This window comes from Providencia huaxiensis (genome assembly GCF_002843235.3).
In the GTDB taxonomy this organism is placed as follows: Bacteria; Pseudomonadota; Gammaproteobacteria; order Enterobacterales; family Enterobacteriaceae; genus Providencia; species Providencia huaxiensis.
Genome location: NZ_CP031123.2, coordinates 3,046,876 through 3,058,895, shown reverse-complemented (window position 1 = coordinate 3,058,895; position 12,020 = coordinate 3,046,876). Strand labels below are relative to the sequence as shown.

17 protein-coding genes are annotated in these 12,020 nt (G+C 42.8%); 5 read left to right on the top strand and 12 right to left on the bottom strand.

Translation table 11 applies throughout. From position 1 onward, the window contains the following. Window positions 1-2: 2 nt before the first annotated feature. The 4 genes from tldD to CYG50_RS15745 all read left to right on the top strand — a co-directional run bounded on the left by tldD (window position 3) and on the right by CYG50_RS15745 (window position 2,996). The gene (gene tldD / locus CYG50_RS15760; RefSeq protein ID WP_102137943.1) at window positions 3-1,448 is read left to right on the top strand and encodes a metalloprotease TldD; all 1,446 of its coding nucleotides are present in this window, start codon (window positions 3-5) and stop codon (window positions 1,446-1,448) included. Window positions 1,449-1,559: 111 nt separating this feature from the next. Next, window positions 1,560-2,048 carry a ribonuclease domain-containing protein gene (locus CYG50_RS15755; RefSeq protein WP_102137942.1) on the top strand — a complete coding sequence of 163 codons (489 nt, stop codon included), beginning with the start codon at window positions 1,560-1,562 and terminating at the stop codon, window positions 2,046-2,048. Between the two features lie 12 nt (window positions 2,049-2,060). Next, the gene (locus CYG50_RS15750) at window positions 2,061-2,348 is read left to right on the top strand and encodes a barstar family protein (protein ID WP_102137941.1); all 288 of its coding nucleotides are present in this window, start codon (window positions 2,061-2,063) and stop codon (window positions 2,346-2,348) included. A 60-nt stretch (window positions 2,349-2,408) separates the two neighbouring features. Continuing rightward, window positions 2,409-2,996 carry an RBBP9/YdeN family alpha/beta hydrolase gene (locus CYG50_RS15745; protein ID WP_102137940.1) on the top strand — a complete coding sequence of 196 codons (588 nt, stop codon included), beginning with the start codon at window positions 2,409-2,411 and terminating at the stop codon, window positions 2,994-2,996. Here CYG50_RS15745 and CYG50_RS15740 read toward each other — a convergent pair. From CYG50_RS15740 to yjgA, 3 genes are all read right to left on the bottom strand, one after another. Next, window positions 2,993-3,322, bottom strand: a complete 330-nt coding sequence (locus CYG50_RS15740) for a low molecular weight protein tyrosine phosphatase family protein (protein ID WP_102137939.1) — start codon at window positions 3,320-3,322, stop codon at window positions 2,993-2,995. The genes CYG50_RS15745 and CYG50_RS15740 overlap by 4 nt on opposite strands. Next, window positions 3,319-3,552, bottom strand: coding sequence for a hypothetical protein (locus CYG50_RS23540; RefSeq protein ID WP_102137938.1), 234 nt, complete (start codon window positions 3,550-3,552; stop codon window positions 3,319-3,321). Before CYG50_RS23540 ends, CYG50_RS15740 begins: the two co-directional genes overlap by 4 nt. 173 nt (window positions 3,553-3,725) lie before the next feature. Next, the gene (gene yjgA / locus CYG50_RS15730; protein ID WP_004258329.1) at window positions 3,726-4,271 is read right to left on the bottom strand and encodes a ribosome biogenesis factor YjgA; all 546 of its coding nucleotides are present in this window, start codon (window positions 4,269-4,271) and stop codon (window positions 3,726-3,728) included. A 185-nt stretch (window positions 4,272-4,456) separates the two neighbouring features. On the opposite strand from yjgA, the gene pmbA reads away from it, so the two are divergent. After that, a complete protein-coding gene (pmbA, locus tag CYG50_RS15725) occupies window positions 4,457-5,797 on the top strand; it encodes a metalloprotease PmbA (RefSeq protein ID WP_102137937.1) in 1,341 nt (446 codons plus the stop codon). A gap of 133 nt (window positions 5,798-5,930) precedes the next feature. On the opposite strand, the gene rnk is transcribed toward pmbA, so the two are convergent. The 9 genes from rnk to lptC form a co-directional block, all read right to left on the bottom strand. Beyond that, complete coding sequence (gene rnk, locus CYG50_RS15720) at window positions 5,931-6,341, bottom strand: nucleoside diphosphate kinase regulator (RefSeq protein ID WP_102137936.1); 411 nt, start codon at window positions 6,339-6,341, stop codon at window positions 5,931-5,933. A 188-nt stretch (window positions 6,342-6,529) separates the two neighbouring features. Beyond that, window positions 6,530-6,802 (bottom strand): PTS phosphocarrier protein NPr, encoded by a 273-nt coding sequence (npr, locus tag CYG50_RS15715; protein WP_102137935.1) that lies wholly within the window; start codon window positions 6,800-6,802, stop codon window positions 6,530-6,532. Between the two features lie 5 nt (window positions 6,803-6,807). After that, window positions 6,808-7,659, bottom strand: a complete 852-nt coding sequence (rapZ, locus tag CYG50_RS15710) for an RNase adapter RapZ (RefSeq protein WP_004258318.1) — start codon at window positions 7,657-7,659, stop codon at window positions 6,808-6,810. A 119-nt stretch (window positions 7,660-7,778) separates the two neighbouring features. Next, the gene (gene ptsN / locus CYG50_RS15705; RefSeq protein WP_102137934.1) at window positions 7,779-8,246 is read right to left on the bottom strand and encodes a PTS IIA-like nitrogen regulatory protein PtsN; all 468 of its coding nucleotides are present in this window, start codon (window positions 8,244-8,246) and stop codon (window positions 7,779-7,781) included. A gap of 93 nt (window positions 8,247-8,339) precedes the next feature. Beyond that, window positions 8,340-8,627 carry a ribosome hibernation promoting factor gene (hpf, locus tag CYG50_RS15700; RefSeq protein ID WP_102137933.1) on the bottom strand — a complete coding sequence of 96 codons (288 nt, stop codon included), beginning with the start codon at window positions 8,625-8,627 and terminating at the stop codon, window positions 8,340-8,342. A 22-nt stretch (window positions 8,628-8,649) separates the two neighbouring features. Continuing rightward, on the bottom strand, window positions 8,650-10,095 hold the full coding sequence (gene rpoN, locus CYG50_RS15695; RefSeq protein WP_102137932.1) for an RNA polymerase factor sigma-54: 1,446 nt from the start codon (window positions 10,093-10,095) through the stop codon (window positions 8,650-8,652). Between the two features lie 41 nt (window positions 10,096-10,136). Further along, on the bottom strand, window positions 10,137-10,862 hold the full coding sequence (gene lptB / locus CYG50_RS15690) for an LPS export ABC transporter ATP-binding protein (RefSeq protein WP_102137931.1): 726 nt from the start codon (window positions 10,860-10,862) through the stop codon (window positions 10,137-10,139). A gap of 5 nt (window positions 10,863-10,867) precedes the next feature. Further along, window positions 10,868-11,428, bottom strand: a complete 561-nt coding sequence (lptA, locus tag CYG50_RS15685; protein WP_102137930.1) for a lipopolysaccharide ABC transporter substrate-binding protein LptA — start codon at window positions 11,426-11,428, stop codon at window positions 10,868-10,870. A gap of 1 nt (window position 11,429) precedes the next feature. Next, on the bottom strand, window positions 11,430-12,005 hold the full coding sequence (lptC, locus tag CYG50_RS15680; protein ID WP_102137929.1) for an LPS export ABC transporter periplasmic protein LptC: 576 nt from the start codon (window positions 12,003-12,005) through the stop codon (window positions 11,430-11,432). Between the last annotated feature and the right edge of the window lie 15 nt (window positions 12,006-12,020).

Genomic DNA, 12,020 nt, shown 5'->3' with positions numbered 1-12,020 from the left:
ATATGAGTTTAGCTTCTGTCAGCGAACATTTGCTGGCCGCCAACCGCCTTGGGCAAGAAAATCTGTATGACATTTTAGGTTTGTTATCTGAGCGCCATCTGGATTATGCGGATCTGTTCTTTCAATCGAGCTTCCATGAATCGTGGGTGCTTGAAGATAGGATCATCAAAGATGGCTCTTACAATATCGACCAAGGTGTTGGTGTGAGAGCTGTCAGTGGTGAAAAAACCGGGTTTGCATACGCAGACCAAATTTCGCTACATGCGCTGACACAAAGTGCGACTGCTGCACGCAGTATTGTGAATGAGCAAGGTTCTGGTAAATCACAAATTCTAACTAACGTTGAATATAAAAAACTGTATTCAATGGCAGATCCACTGCAAAGCTTATCGCGGGAACAAAAAATTGATTTACTGCATCGTGTTGACCAAATTGCTCGCGCAGAAGACCCGCGTGTCATTGAGGTCAATGCCAGTTTAACCGGTGTTTATGAGCAAGTGTTAGTCGCTGCAACAGACGGCACCTTAGCGGCAGATATTCGCCCATTAGTGCGTTTATCGGTCAGCGTGCTGGTGGAACATGACGGCAAGCGCGAACGCGGTGCGAGTGGTGGCGGTGGCCGTTATGGCTACGAGTATTTCTTGGAAATTCATCAAGGGCAAGTGGTTGCTGAGCAATATGCACGTGAAGCGGTGCGTATGGCGCTGGTGAACTTGTCTGCAATTGCCGCTCCTGCTGGAATGATGCCAGTTGTGCTGGGCGCTGGTTGGCCGGGGGTTCTATTACATGAAGCGGTGGGCCATGGCTTAGAAGGTGACTTTAACCGTCGCGGCACCTCTGTTTTTTCAGGTCAAATAGGTGAACAAGTGGCATCACCACTGTGCACTGTGGTGGATGATGGCACGATAGCAGGCCGTCGAGGCTCCCTTGCCATTGATGACGAAGGGGTACCCGGGCAGTATAACGTCCTAATAGAAAATGGTATTTTACGTAATTATATTCAAGATAAACTGAATGCACGCCTGATGGGAGTTGCTCCAACAGGTAATGCACGCCGTGAATCTTATGCACACTTACCTATGCCGCGTATGACCAATACTTACATGTTAGCAGGGGCATCAACGCCAGAAGAAATCATCGCAAGTGTGGATAAAGGCATATATGCACCAAACTTTGGTGGTGGTCAGGTAGATATCACCTCAGGTAAATTTGTATTTTCGACATCAGAAGCTTACCTGATTGAAAAGGGTAAGATTACTTCTCCTGTGAAAGGGGCAACGTTAATCGGCTCTGGTGTTGAAGCTATGCAGCAGATTTCAATGGTCGGTAATGACTTAGCGCTAGATAAAGGCGTTGGTGTCTGTGGTAAAGAAGGCCAAAGTGTGCCTGTTGGTGTGGGGCAGCCTACATTAAAACTGGACAAACTGACCGTTGGTGGTACCGCTTAATTTTCACGGTTATGATATAAATTAGGCTTTGCTCGCCCTTGTGACAAACTCTTGGAGATGTTGTGACTAGGGCGTTTGTGTGTCTGCAAAGCACAAAACAACTGAGGTGTTATGAATAAACGTATTTTACCCGTCGTGTTGATGGCTATTTTGATTGTGATTAGCCTGTATTTTAATGGTGGAGATAAAACCCCATCTGAGCCACCGGTTAATCAAAGTAATCCACCTTCTCGTGAAGCGATAACGCCAAAAGAAACAGCACAACCGATTGATAAACTAACCGCACAAGATAATGTCGTTAGTTTTATGGAAAAATATCAAAAACTTCCCGCTTTTTATATGACAAAGAAGCAAGCCCGTGAAGCTGGATGGGATGCGAAAAAAGGCAATCTTTGCGATGTATTACCAGGAAGAGCGATTGGCGGCGACCGTTTTTCTAACCGTGAGAAAGGGTTACCCATTGCACAAGGGCGCCAGTGGTTTGAAGCTGACATTAATTATCGCTGTGGCCATCGTGGGGCAGACCGTTTGCTATACTCATCTGATGGGATGATTTTTGTGACGCATGACCATTATAAGAGCTTTACACAAGTCAACTAAAGGAAAATCGTGATGAGCAAACAGGTGAGCTTTGATTTCAGGCAGATAAACTCATTGAATGATTTTTATGACCAATTTGCTCGGCAATTTTCCCTTCCTGACTGGTTTGGTCGTAATCTTGATGCCCTGTGGGACATGGTTTCCGCAGGCATTGAGTTACCTGTAACTATCACGTTTTCACACATGACTGCGGAACAACGTATCCAATTCGCAGATGTTATTGATGTGATGAATGACGCACAAGATATGTGGGAAGAAGAGTTCATTTTTGCTTTAGATATAACAAAAAGCTCTAACTAATATTCCTATCACTCATGGTAAAGTCTAAATAAGATAACTGAGCTGATAGGGGTCTTTAGGATGAATAACGTTACCTGTACTGCATTTCCGCTAAAAGAAAAAAAATTCCTGATTGTTCACGGCTATACCGCATCCCCTGAAAAAAACTGGTTTCCATGGTTGAAATCAGAGCTCGAAGCTTTAGGCGCTTTTGTTAACGTGCCCACCATGCCTGACTCATTAGCCCCCAACCCTGAGAGATGGCAGCAGCGCTTACAACACTTGCCTTTTGATATTGATGAAAATACGGTTTTGATTGGCCATAGCTTAGGTTGCGTTACCGTATTACGATTTCTTCAAAATGCAGGGCAGCTGGTAGCGGGTTATGTATTGGTATCAGGGTTTGATGAAGAACAGCCTACATTGCCTGAATTACAGCACCACACAAGCGAACCATTGAATTATGATGAACTCATACAAGTGGCAAATAATCGAATATCGATTATATCAACTAATGATGAAATTGTGTCACCAGAGTCTTCGAAAGCATTGGCTAATGCCTTAAAAACACAGGTTATTATTGAAGGCTCAGCCGGTCATTTTCTTGATAGAGAAGGCTATACTGAGTTCAGAACACTACTTGATACGATCAAAACGCATTTTAGCTAGTTATGGTTGGTAAGAATACTAGGCACACTGGTTTTGAGTATTTCAATCAACTCTGGGTCCATATAGGGGTAATCATCAGGAATATCCAGAACATGAAGCGGTTTGTATTCCAAAAGGCGGGGGAAATCTGCTCTTAAGCGGTTTTTATGTTTTTGCTCCATCACAAAAATTACATCTGCCCAGCGGATTAAATCCGCATTAACAGGGCGCCTCGCATTGCGGCTCGTTCCCGCTGAACGGGTGACCCAACTTTCATGGTTGCGCCAGATCTGTTCAGCGGTTGGACTACGCCATTGGTTTTTACTGCAAATGAATAAAATATTCACGAGTTATTGTGTGTCTCTTCAAGGCTAATACGGGCAAGCTGTATATTACTCACTTGCGGGTATGCCATCCCTAATTGGGCTGCACGGATCATCTTTTCGCTTCGACCGTACATCTGTTTCCAGTTTTTTTCAGGTGTATAGCAGTCAACTAAGCGTGAATTTAGTTGATCGCGGGATTTATTGATCCGAGCTTTGGCTCTGCGCCATGCTCTATTTCGGGTATTATCCATATCTTCCTCATTATTGATCGGGGTTCAGCAGCCGCGATAATACGGGTCAGAGTATGACTAACAATGGCATGATAGGTTGTTTCGGCAGCGCTATCAACACGCTGTTAGGTTTTTCAGATTATTGCTTAATTTACAAAGAAAAATCCCCTAGCCACAGCATAGGGGATAATTCATTAAGCCATTTCAGAGAGATCTTTCAAGTATTGAAAGATTTGTCGATAGGCTTTTGGTGGTTTGTTACCTTCACGCTCTTTTTTCGCATTACGGACTAATGCACGCAGTTGTTGCCTGTCTGTTTGTGGGAACAGGGCAACCACGTCTTCAATGACTTCATCACCGCCATCTAATAAACGGGTACGTAAGTCTTCCAGTTTATGTAAAATGACCACTTGCTGGTTGTGACGGTTTTTAAGCTTATCCAGAGCCTCTGTAATTGGCTCAACTTCACGTGAACGTAATAATTTACCGATCAGTTGCAATTGGCGACGACGGCCTTCACGTTTGATTTTTTGGGCAAGTTCAATGGCTTCAAGTAATTGAGTATCTAACGGGATGCGCTCTAACTCACTTTTACTTAAATCTACGAGCTCAGCCCCTAACTTTTTGAGGATCTCAGCATCGCGTTTAATTTCGCTTTTACTGACCCAAATGATTTCCTCGTCTTCTTCGTCTTGCGGCGCTGGGATATCATCCAGCCAGTCATCAGGCTGTTTGGCCATATCGATTTTCCTTTTTACCGAACACAGTGGTTTAATTACGCGTAATTAATATGATTTACTGTGTTGTGAGTGTTAACATTCATCTATTATATATTGTAACTGGGAAAACCCCTCTATGACTACCTAGCATTTGCTTGTTAGGGCAGAAAATCACGTTTCCCCCACATTATTGATTGGACTAAAGCATGAGTGTAACTGAACAAGTCACCGAACAACGCAAAAAACTCGAAGAAGCCGTCGCACACGCATTAGAATTTGCCAAAACACGTTGTGATGCCGCGGAAGTCGCAGTAAACAAAAGCACAGGGATTAGTGTGAGTACCCGCCAAGGGGAAGTCGAAAATGTTGAGTTTAACAGTGATGGCGCGCTAGGGATCACTGTTTATCATCAACAACGTAAAGGCAGTGCGTCTTCTACAGACTTAAGCCCTGAAGCCATTGAACGGACTGTTCAGGCGGCAATTGATATTGCTAACTACACCTCAGAAGACCCGTGTGCAGGGCCAGCAGACAAATCTTTGCTAGCTTTTGAAGCACCAGACCTCAACCTGTTCCAAGCGAGCGAGCTTTCTCCTGAAGAAGCGATCCGCTTAGCGTCGATTGCGGAAATGTCAGCATTAAATGCAGACTCACGCATTGTAAACACGGAAGGTGGAAGTTTTAACGGCCACTATGGGGTTCGCGTATTTGGTAACTCCCATGGCATGTTGCAAAGTTACTGTTCTAGCCGTTATTCAATGTCGAGCTGTGTGATTGCTGAGCAAAATGGTGAAATGGAGCGTGATTACGCTTATACGATTGGCCGTAGCTTAGGGGCATTACAGTCGCCTGAGTGGGTTGGGCAGGAGTGTGCTCGCCGTACTTTATCTCGTTTATCGCCACGTAAATTACCGACAATGAAAGCCCCTGTTATTTTTGCAGCAGAAGTGGCAACCGGTCTATTTGGTCATTTAGTCGGCGCCATTAGTGGTAGCAGTATTTATCGTAAATCCTCTTTTTTATTGGATAGCTTAGGAAAGCAAATTTTACCAAGCTGGCTAACTATCAATGAGCAACCTCATTTAATGGGTGGGTTGGCGTCATCCCCTTTTGATAGCGAAGGTGTTCGTACCTGTGAACGCAATATTGTTGAAAATGGTGTTTTGCAAACGTGGTTGATGACCAGCTATTCCGCAAGAAAGTTAGGTCTGCAAAGTACGGGTCACGCGGGTGGCATCCATAACTGGCGTATTGCAGGGCAAGGCCTTTCTTTCGATGCATTGCTGAAACAAATGGGAACAGGCCTAATCGTTACTGAATTAATGGGCCAAGGGGTTAGCGGTATTACGGGGGATTACTCTCGTGGGGCTTCAGGTTTTTGGGTCGAAAACGGTGAAATTCAATACCCTGTGAGTGAGATTACCATTGCTGGGAACCTAAAAGATATGTGGGCGAATATGGTCACTATCGCTGATGATATTGAAACTCGTAGCAATATTCAGTGTGGTTCGGTATTGATCCCTGAAATGAGTATTGCGGGAGAATAGTTTTCTACTTTGCTCATTTTAAAGCAACAAAAAAGGCACTCAATTGAGTGCCTGAATATGTTAGAGGACTTACCAGAGTTTTTTAAATAAAACTTTTTTCGCTAAGCCTTCCTTAATTCAGCCGTTGTCGAGATTAACGGTGAAACTCACCAGCCGCTTCTGGCTGATAAACAATTTCAAGTACGCGAACACGTGTTTGAACGCCGTTTGGCAGTTCCCAGCTGATTTCATCGTTGACATGCAAGCCTAATAAGGCCGCACCAATCGGTGCCATAACAGACAGCTGCTCTGCGCTATCTTTCAGTGACGCCGGGTAAACTAAGGTACGTGTGCGCTCTTCGTTGCTGATTAAATCCAAAAAGCGAACGGTACTGTTCATCGTGACCACATCAGCAGGCATTTCTTGTGGGGTCAGAATATCCGCACGGTCAAGTTCATCATTGAGCGCATCGGCAACCGGTGTGCCCGCATAAGCCGGCTGTTCCATCAGTGCATCTAAACGTTCAGCATCTAAATCATTGATAATAATTGTTGGCTTTGTCATACCACACTCCAATAGAGACATACAAAGCAAACACCCCCCACCCATAAGGTAGGGGGTGTCGCTAGAAATAAGTTTGTTTAAAATATTAGGCGCTATACGCTTTAAAGGGAAGAGATCATGATCACGATCTCTAAGCCTACCTTTGTAAAAAATACAGATTGATATTTTTATCGTTAGGTTTGAATTGACTACTCTTCGTCAAACCCACTTTCGAACAGGTTAATAATTGCGGATAATGCCTGATTTTCATCTGGGCCGCTAACCTCAATATCAATATTACTGCCTTGTTCTGAGTCTAACATCAACATCGCAATAACGCTATCGGCCTCAGCCTCAATTTGATTATTATTACGCAAAATAACTCTTGAGTTAAATTGTTTAACTAAATCATAGAGTAACATAGCAGGCCTTGCATGCATTCCAAGCCGATTTTTGAGCGTTATTGTGGCTTTTACGGTCATTGCTGTTACTTGCGTTTTTCCAACGTTCTGTGGCGTGACTGCACATTTTTACCACGAGAGCGGAAATAGTCGGCAAGTTGTTCAGCGACATACACTGAACGGTGCTTACCCCCGGTACAGCCAATTGCGACAGTCAAGTAGCTACGGTTATTGGTTTCTAACATCGGTAACCATAATTCTAAATAGCTACGGGTTTGGTAAATGAAGTTATGGACTTCAGTATGCCTATCTAAGAATGCAGCCACGGGTCTATCAAGGCCTGTCATTGGACGCAATTTCGGATCCCAGTGCGGATTGGGCAAAAAGCGCACATCGAATACATAATCCGCATCAATAGGAATACCATGTTTGAAGCCAAAAGATTCAAACACCATTGTCAGTTCACGCTCACGTTTGCCCATCAAACGTGTTCTTAGCATCTCAGCTAATTCATGAACGGACATTTCAGAAGTATCGATAACTAAATCAGCCCGAGAGCGTAAAGGCTCAAGTAGCTCATTTTCTTCATCTATTGCGCTTTCAAGTGAAAGATTTTTACTTGAAAGCGGGTGTAGTCGACGAGTATCACTGTAACGGCGAATAAGCGTGTTACGATCGGCATCTAGAAACAATAATTGAGGAGAGAAGGTTGAAGGTAATTTATCAATCGCTTCTTCGAAAATCTCTGGATTGTCGGGCATATTACGCACGTCGATGCTTACCGCTGCTGAAATATTACGATCAGCCAGTGAATTCGCTAACTCCGGTAGTAATACAACCGGTAGGTTATCTACGCAATAGAAACCCATATCTTCCAGCGCACGTAAGGCAACGGATTTCCCCGAACCGGAACGGCCGCTGACTATCATCAGCACCATGAGCTTGCTCCCTTTTGTTTCCTAATAATGTGCTTCTTGAAAAGCAGTATTTGCCAAATAATATTACTTAGAAACCATAACAATATCATTTGCATATGGCAAGATACATAATTTATCACTTACTCTGTAATTATGCGGTATAGCTCTTCATCACTTTGTGCACTGCGTAGGCGTTTACAGAGCGTTTTATCGGCTAATTTTTTGGCGATAAGCGACAATGTATGCAAGTGCGTTTTACATTGGTCTGATGGCACAAGTAACGCGAACAACAAGTCAACAGGCTGATTATCAATTGCATCAAACGCAATCGGCTCCTCTAAATGCAAAAAGACACCGACAGCACGGCTACTTTCACCTTCGTTCAGCTTTCCATGAGGAATGGCAATACCCCCACCAATACCTGTTGTGCCAACTTTTTCTCTGGTTAATAACGCTTCAAATACCGTATTTTCAGGTAATTCCAATTCAACGGCAGCCAGCTCACTAATAATTTCTAAAGCTCTTTTTTTACTGGTGCACACAATATTATTACGTGTACAGGCTGATGATAAAACAACGTTTAACTGGATTTCTATATCACTATTCATTTTATTGTTCACTTAGGACTACAAAACCAGATGGTGTATCCCACCATCTGGTTTGAAACATTATCCGGCTCATTAATAAGCCGTATCAATGTATTAATGTTGTCTCAGTTTTTCTTTATGTTTGGTTAATTGGCGCGACAGTTTGTCTACGAGTATATCTATAGCGGCGTACATATCGTTTTCTTCCGCTGATGCGTGGAGATCCGCTCCATTGACTTGCACGGTTGCTTCCGCAATTTGCTGAACTTTTTCAACTTTCAAGACAACTTGGATATTATTAATACGATCAAATAATTGTTCCAATTTTTTGAGTTTTTTCTCAACAGTCTCGCGCAATGCAGGAGTAACTTCAATATTGTGTCCAGTAATCTGAAATTCCATACAATCTTCCTTATTTTATCAATTAAACCAGTTGTTTACGCTGGTTAGAGGGCGGAATGGATAACGATTCTCGATACTTAGCAACAGTTCTGCGAGCGACTTGAATGCCTTGTTCAGCCAGCATACTCGTCAATTTACTGTCACTCAATGGTTTTGCTGGGTTTTCAGCAGCAACCAGTTTTTTCACCAATGCTCGAATTGCGGTTGAGGAGGCTTCGCCACCTGTGTCCGTATTAACATGGCTGGAGAAAAAATATTTCAACTCAAAAATGCCTCGTGGGCTATGGAGAAACTTTTGAGTTGTCACTCGTGAGATAGTTGATTCATGCATGTCCACTTGATAGGCGATATCGGCCAGTATCATCGGTTTCATGTACTCCTCTCCCAGCTCAAAGAATTCTTGTTGCTGTTCTACAATACAAGTCGCGACTTTTAATAGTGTCTCGTGGCGGCTCTCAAGGCTTTTAATCAACCATTTTGCATCTTGCAGATGACTACGAATATATTGCGAGTCATCTTCACTCGCTGAATTATTCAGCATCGAAGCATAATGGTTATTAATGCTTAGCTTAGGGATGCTATCTGTATTTAACTCAACTTGCCAGTGCCCTGCGATTTTTTTCACTAAAACATCAGGAATGACGTATTCCGATTCCCCGGTATTGATAGATTGGCCAGGTTTTGGATTCAACGTTAAAATCAGGTCTATCGCGGTTTTGAGCGCATCTTCTTTTAAGCGAGTTAATTTACCTAACTGGCGAAAATCACGGTTAGCCAGTAAATCAATATGGTTACTAATAATGAGCTTCGCATCTTGTAGCCCATCAGTTTCTTTAGGGTAGAGTGACAATTGAATTAATAAACACTCTTTTAAGTCTTGTGCTGCGACACCCAGTGGGTCGAAATGCTGAATACGTTTGAGGACAGCAATGACTTCCTCAATACTAATCTCTGGGTTATCAATCCCTTCATGTATATCAGAAACTGCTGTTGTCAGGTAACCGGAATCATCTATTGAATCAATAATAGCGGTGGCTATTGCCCTGTCCGTATCAGTAAAAGGGGTCAGCTCAGCTTGCCACGTCAGGTAATCTTGCAATGTTTGCGTTGTTTCACCTTGGTAAACAGGGAGTTCATCAAAATTATAATCATTACTGGTCCCTGACGGTGTTCCTGCCGTATATATTTCATCCCAATTAGTATCTAAAGGGAGTTCATCTGGCATATCATGGTTTTCGAGCGCGTCTTTGGTATCGAGCTCACTGGTATCGGAATTTTCATTTAGGGAGTCAATAGATTCAGACTCGGAATTTAACTCTTCTTGTTCAAGAAGTGGGTTGGTTTCCAAGGCGAGTTGAATTTCTTGCTGAAGCTCAAGTGTAGACAGCTGCAACAAGCGAATGGCTTGCTGCAATTGAGGGGTCATTGCAAGTTGTTGACTGACTCTAAGCTGCAAGCTTTGCTTCATGAATCTGTTTTATTCTCCCTAAAAAATGACGATACGCTAATTTATAACCGGAAACCTTCACCCAAGTATACACGTTTCACTTGTTCGTTCTCTAAGATCATGGTTGGTGACCCATGAGCAATTAAGTGTCCTTGGCTGACAATATAGGCTCTTTCACATACATCTAAGGTTTCACGCACGTTATGGTCGGTGATTAATACACCGAGGCCGTAATCCCTTAAGTGCTGAATGATTTTTTTGATATCTAAGACGGAAATAGGGTCAACACCCGCAAAAGGTTCGTCTAATAAAATAAATTTTGGGTTAGCTGCAAGTGCTCGAGCAATTTCAACACGGCGGCGTTCCCCACCGGATAGCGATTGCCCCATGCTGCCCCGAAGATGGGTAATACTAAATTCTTCCATCAGCTCTTCAGCACGCTCTTTACGTTGCTGAGAGTTCAAATCTTCGCGAATTTCTAACACAGCCATTAGGTTATCATAAACACTGAGGCGACGGAAAATGGAGGCTTCTTGAGGAAGATAGCCAATTCCACGGCGTGCACGTTCATGCAACGGTAGAAGGCTGATATCTTCACCATCAATCATAATTTTGCCAGCATCCCGCTGAACAATACCCACAACCATATAAAAGGTCGTTGTTTTACCGGCCCCGTTTGGTCCCAACAAGCCAACGATTTCACCTGATTTAACTTCCAGGCTGACATCTTCAACGACTTTACGTTTTTTATAGGCTTTAGCTAGATTCTCAGCGGTTAGTGTCGCCATAACAGTTATTTACTCTTACTTTCTGATGAATTTTTATTCGCTGCAGGGCCTTTTTCTTGCAATTGGGCTGGCAGTATTACGGTAGTGACGCGTTTGCCTTTATCACTAAATGCTTCCATTTGTTGCGTTGGCACGATATAGGTAATTTTGTCACCCTGAATATTGCTGTCTAATTGCTCAAGATAAGCATTGCCTGTTAATGTGACGAGTTGTTTATCAACCTCATAACGGGCTTTACTGGCATGGCCTTTAATTGGCTTGCCATCATCCTGCAACTGGTAAAAGGTAACTGGGGTCCCGAAGGCCTCAATCACAATTTTATCTGAGTCACTACTTGGGCGTGTAACAACCACTTTATTGGCTCTGATATCAATAGAGCCTTGTTTAATAACAACATCATCTGTAAAAGTGGTGACGTTTTTTTCTAAATCAAGAGATTGTTTGACCGAATTAATCGTCATTGGCTGCTGCGTATCACTTTTTAATGCCATCGCAGGTAGGCTAAGAGCCAAAATTGCACTGGCAACAGCTCCTTGAATAAAACGTTTCTTAGTTACTTGATTCATTTTAATGCTCTTCTGGTTGTAACACATAATGAGTTTTTACATCTTCGATTAATTCAGCCGTTCTTGTACGAAGGTTTCCCTTCATTTTCATACCAGTAGAATTGAGACCTTGTCCAACAATGGTCACTTTATCATCAGATGAAACGTCTTGTGTTGTCAAATTGACAACTGCACTCTCAGTTGTAATTCGTTGGATCTGCGAGTCTTTAGTTAAGCTATCAACTTGAACATCGCTATATAAATAGAGAATTCTATCGTTCGTTAACCTTGCTTTGAAAGCCTTAACTGTCCAGGTAGGCTCACCGGCTTCGTTATAAGTGGTTAGAACAGGTTTCGAAAACCACGTGATTTTTCCTTCAGTGTAGTTATCTATTTTATCTGAAACGAGTTTATACGCTAAATTACCCGTTGGATTATAGACAAAAGTCACTGAATCATCAGTTTGATAATTAGGTTGCCCATCATTAATTACTTTATCCTCTGCGCTGTCGGAATCATTACCCGCTAAATTCCAACCGATAAGTCCTAATACCACTAAGGATAAAATAATAATTAACCACTTCTTCGCATTGCTCATGAATTCAATCTATTC

Excerpts from the sequence above, each read along its gene's own strand:
- ptsN (WP_102137934.1), bottom strand. The coding sequence starts at position 8,246 with ATGAATAGTGATATAGAAATCCAGTTAAACGTTGTTTTATCATCAGCC.
- yjgA (WP_004258329.1), bottom strand. The coding sequence starts at position 4,271 with ATGGCCAAACAGCCTGATGACTGGCTGGATGATATCCCAGCGCCGCAA.
- npr (WP_102137935.1), bottom strand. The coding sequence starts at position 6,802 with ATGACCGTAAAAGCCACAATAACGCTCAAAAATCGGCTTGGAATGCAT.
- rpoN (WP_102137932.1), bottom strand. The coding sequence starts at position 10,095 with ATGAAGCAAAGCTTGCAGCTTAGAGTCAGTCAACAACTTGCAATGACC.
- CYG50_RS15755 (WP_102137942.1), top strand. The coding sequence starts at position 1,560 with ATGAATAAACGTATTTTACCCGTCGTGTTGATGGCTATTTTGATTGTG.
- rapZ (WP_004258318.1), bottom strand. The coding sequence starts at position 7,659 with ATGGTGCTGATGATAGTCAGCGGCCGTTCCGGTTCGGGGAAATCCGTT.
- rnk (WP_102137936.1), bottom strand. The coding sequence starts at position 6,341 with ATGACAAAGCCAACAATTATTATCAATGATTTAGATGCTGAACGTTTA.
- CYG50_RS15750 (WP_102137941.1), top strand. The coding sequence starts at position 2,061 with ATGAGCAAACAGGTGAGCTTTGATTTCAGGCAGATAAACTCATTGAAT.
- CYG50_RS23540 (WP_102137938.1), bottom strand. The coding sequence starts at position 3,552 with ATGGATAATACCCGAAATAGAGCATGGCGCAGAGCCAAAGCTCGGATC.
- pmbA (WP_102137937.1), top strand. The coding sequence starts at position 4,457 with ATGAGTGTAACTGAACAAGTCACCGAACAACGCAAAAAACTCGAAGAA.
- lptC (WP_102137929.1), bottom strand. The coding sequence starts at position 12,005 with ATGAGCAATGCGAAGAAGTGGTTAATTATTATTTTATCCTTAGTGGTA.
- lptA (WP_102137930.1), bottom strand. The coding sequence starts at position 11,428 with ATGAATCAAGTAACTAAGAAACGTTTTATTCAAGGAGCTGTTGCCAGT.
- lptB (WP_102137931.1), bottom strand. The coding sequence starts at position 10,862 with ATGGCGACACTAACCGCTGAGAATCTAGCTAAAGCCTATAAAAAACGT.
- hpf (WP_102137933.1), bottom strand. The coding sequence starts at position 8,627 with ATGGAATTTCAGATTACTGGACACAATATTGAAGTTACTCCTGCATTG.
- CYG50_RS15745 (WP_102137940.1), top strand. The coding sequence starts at position 2,409 with ATGAATAACGTTACCTGTACTGCATTTCCGCTAAAAGAAAAAAAATTC.
- tldD (WP_102137943.1), top strand. The coding sequence starts at position 3 with ATGAGTTTAGCTTCTGTCAGCGAACATTTGCTGGCCGCCAACCGCCTT.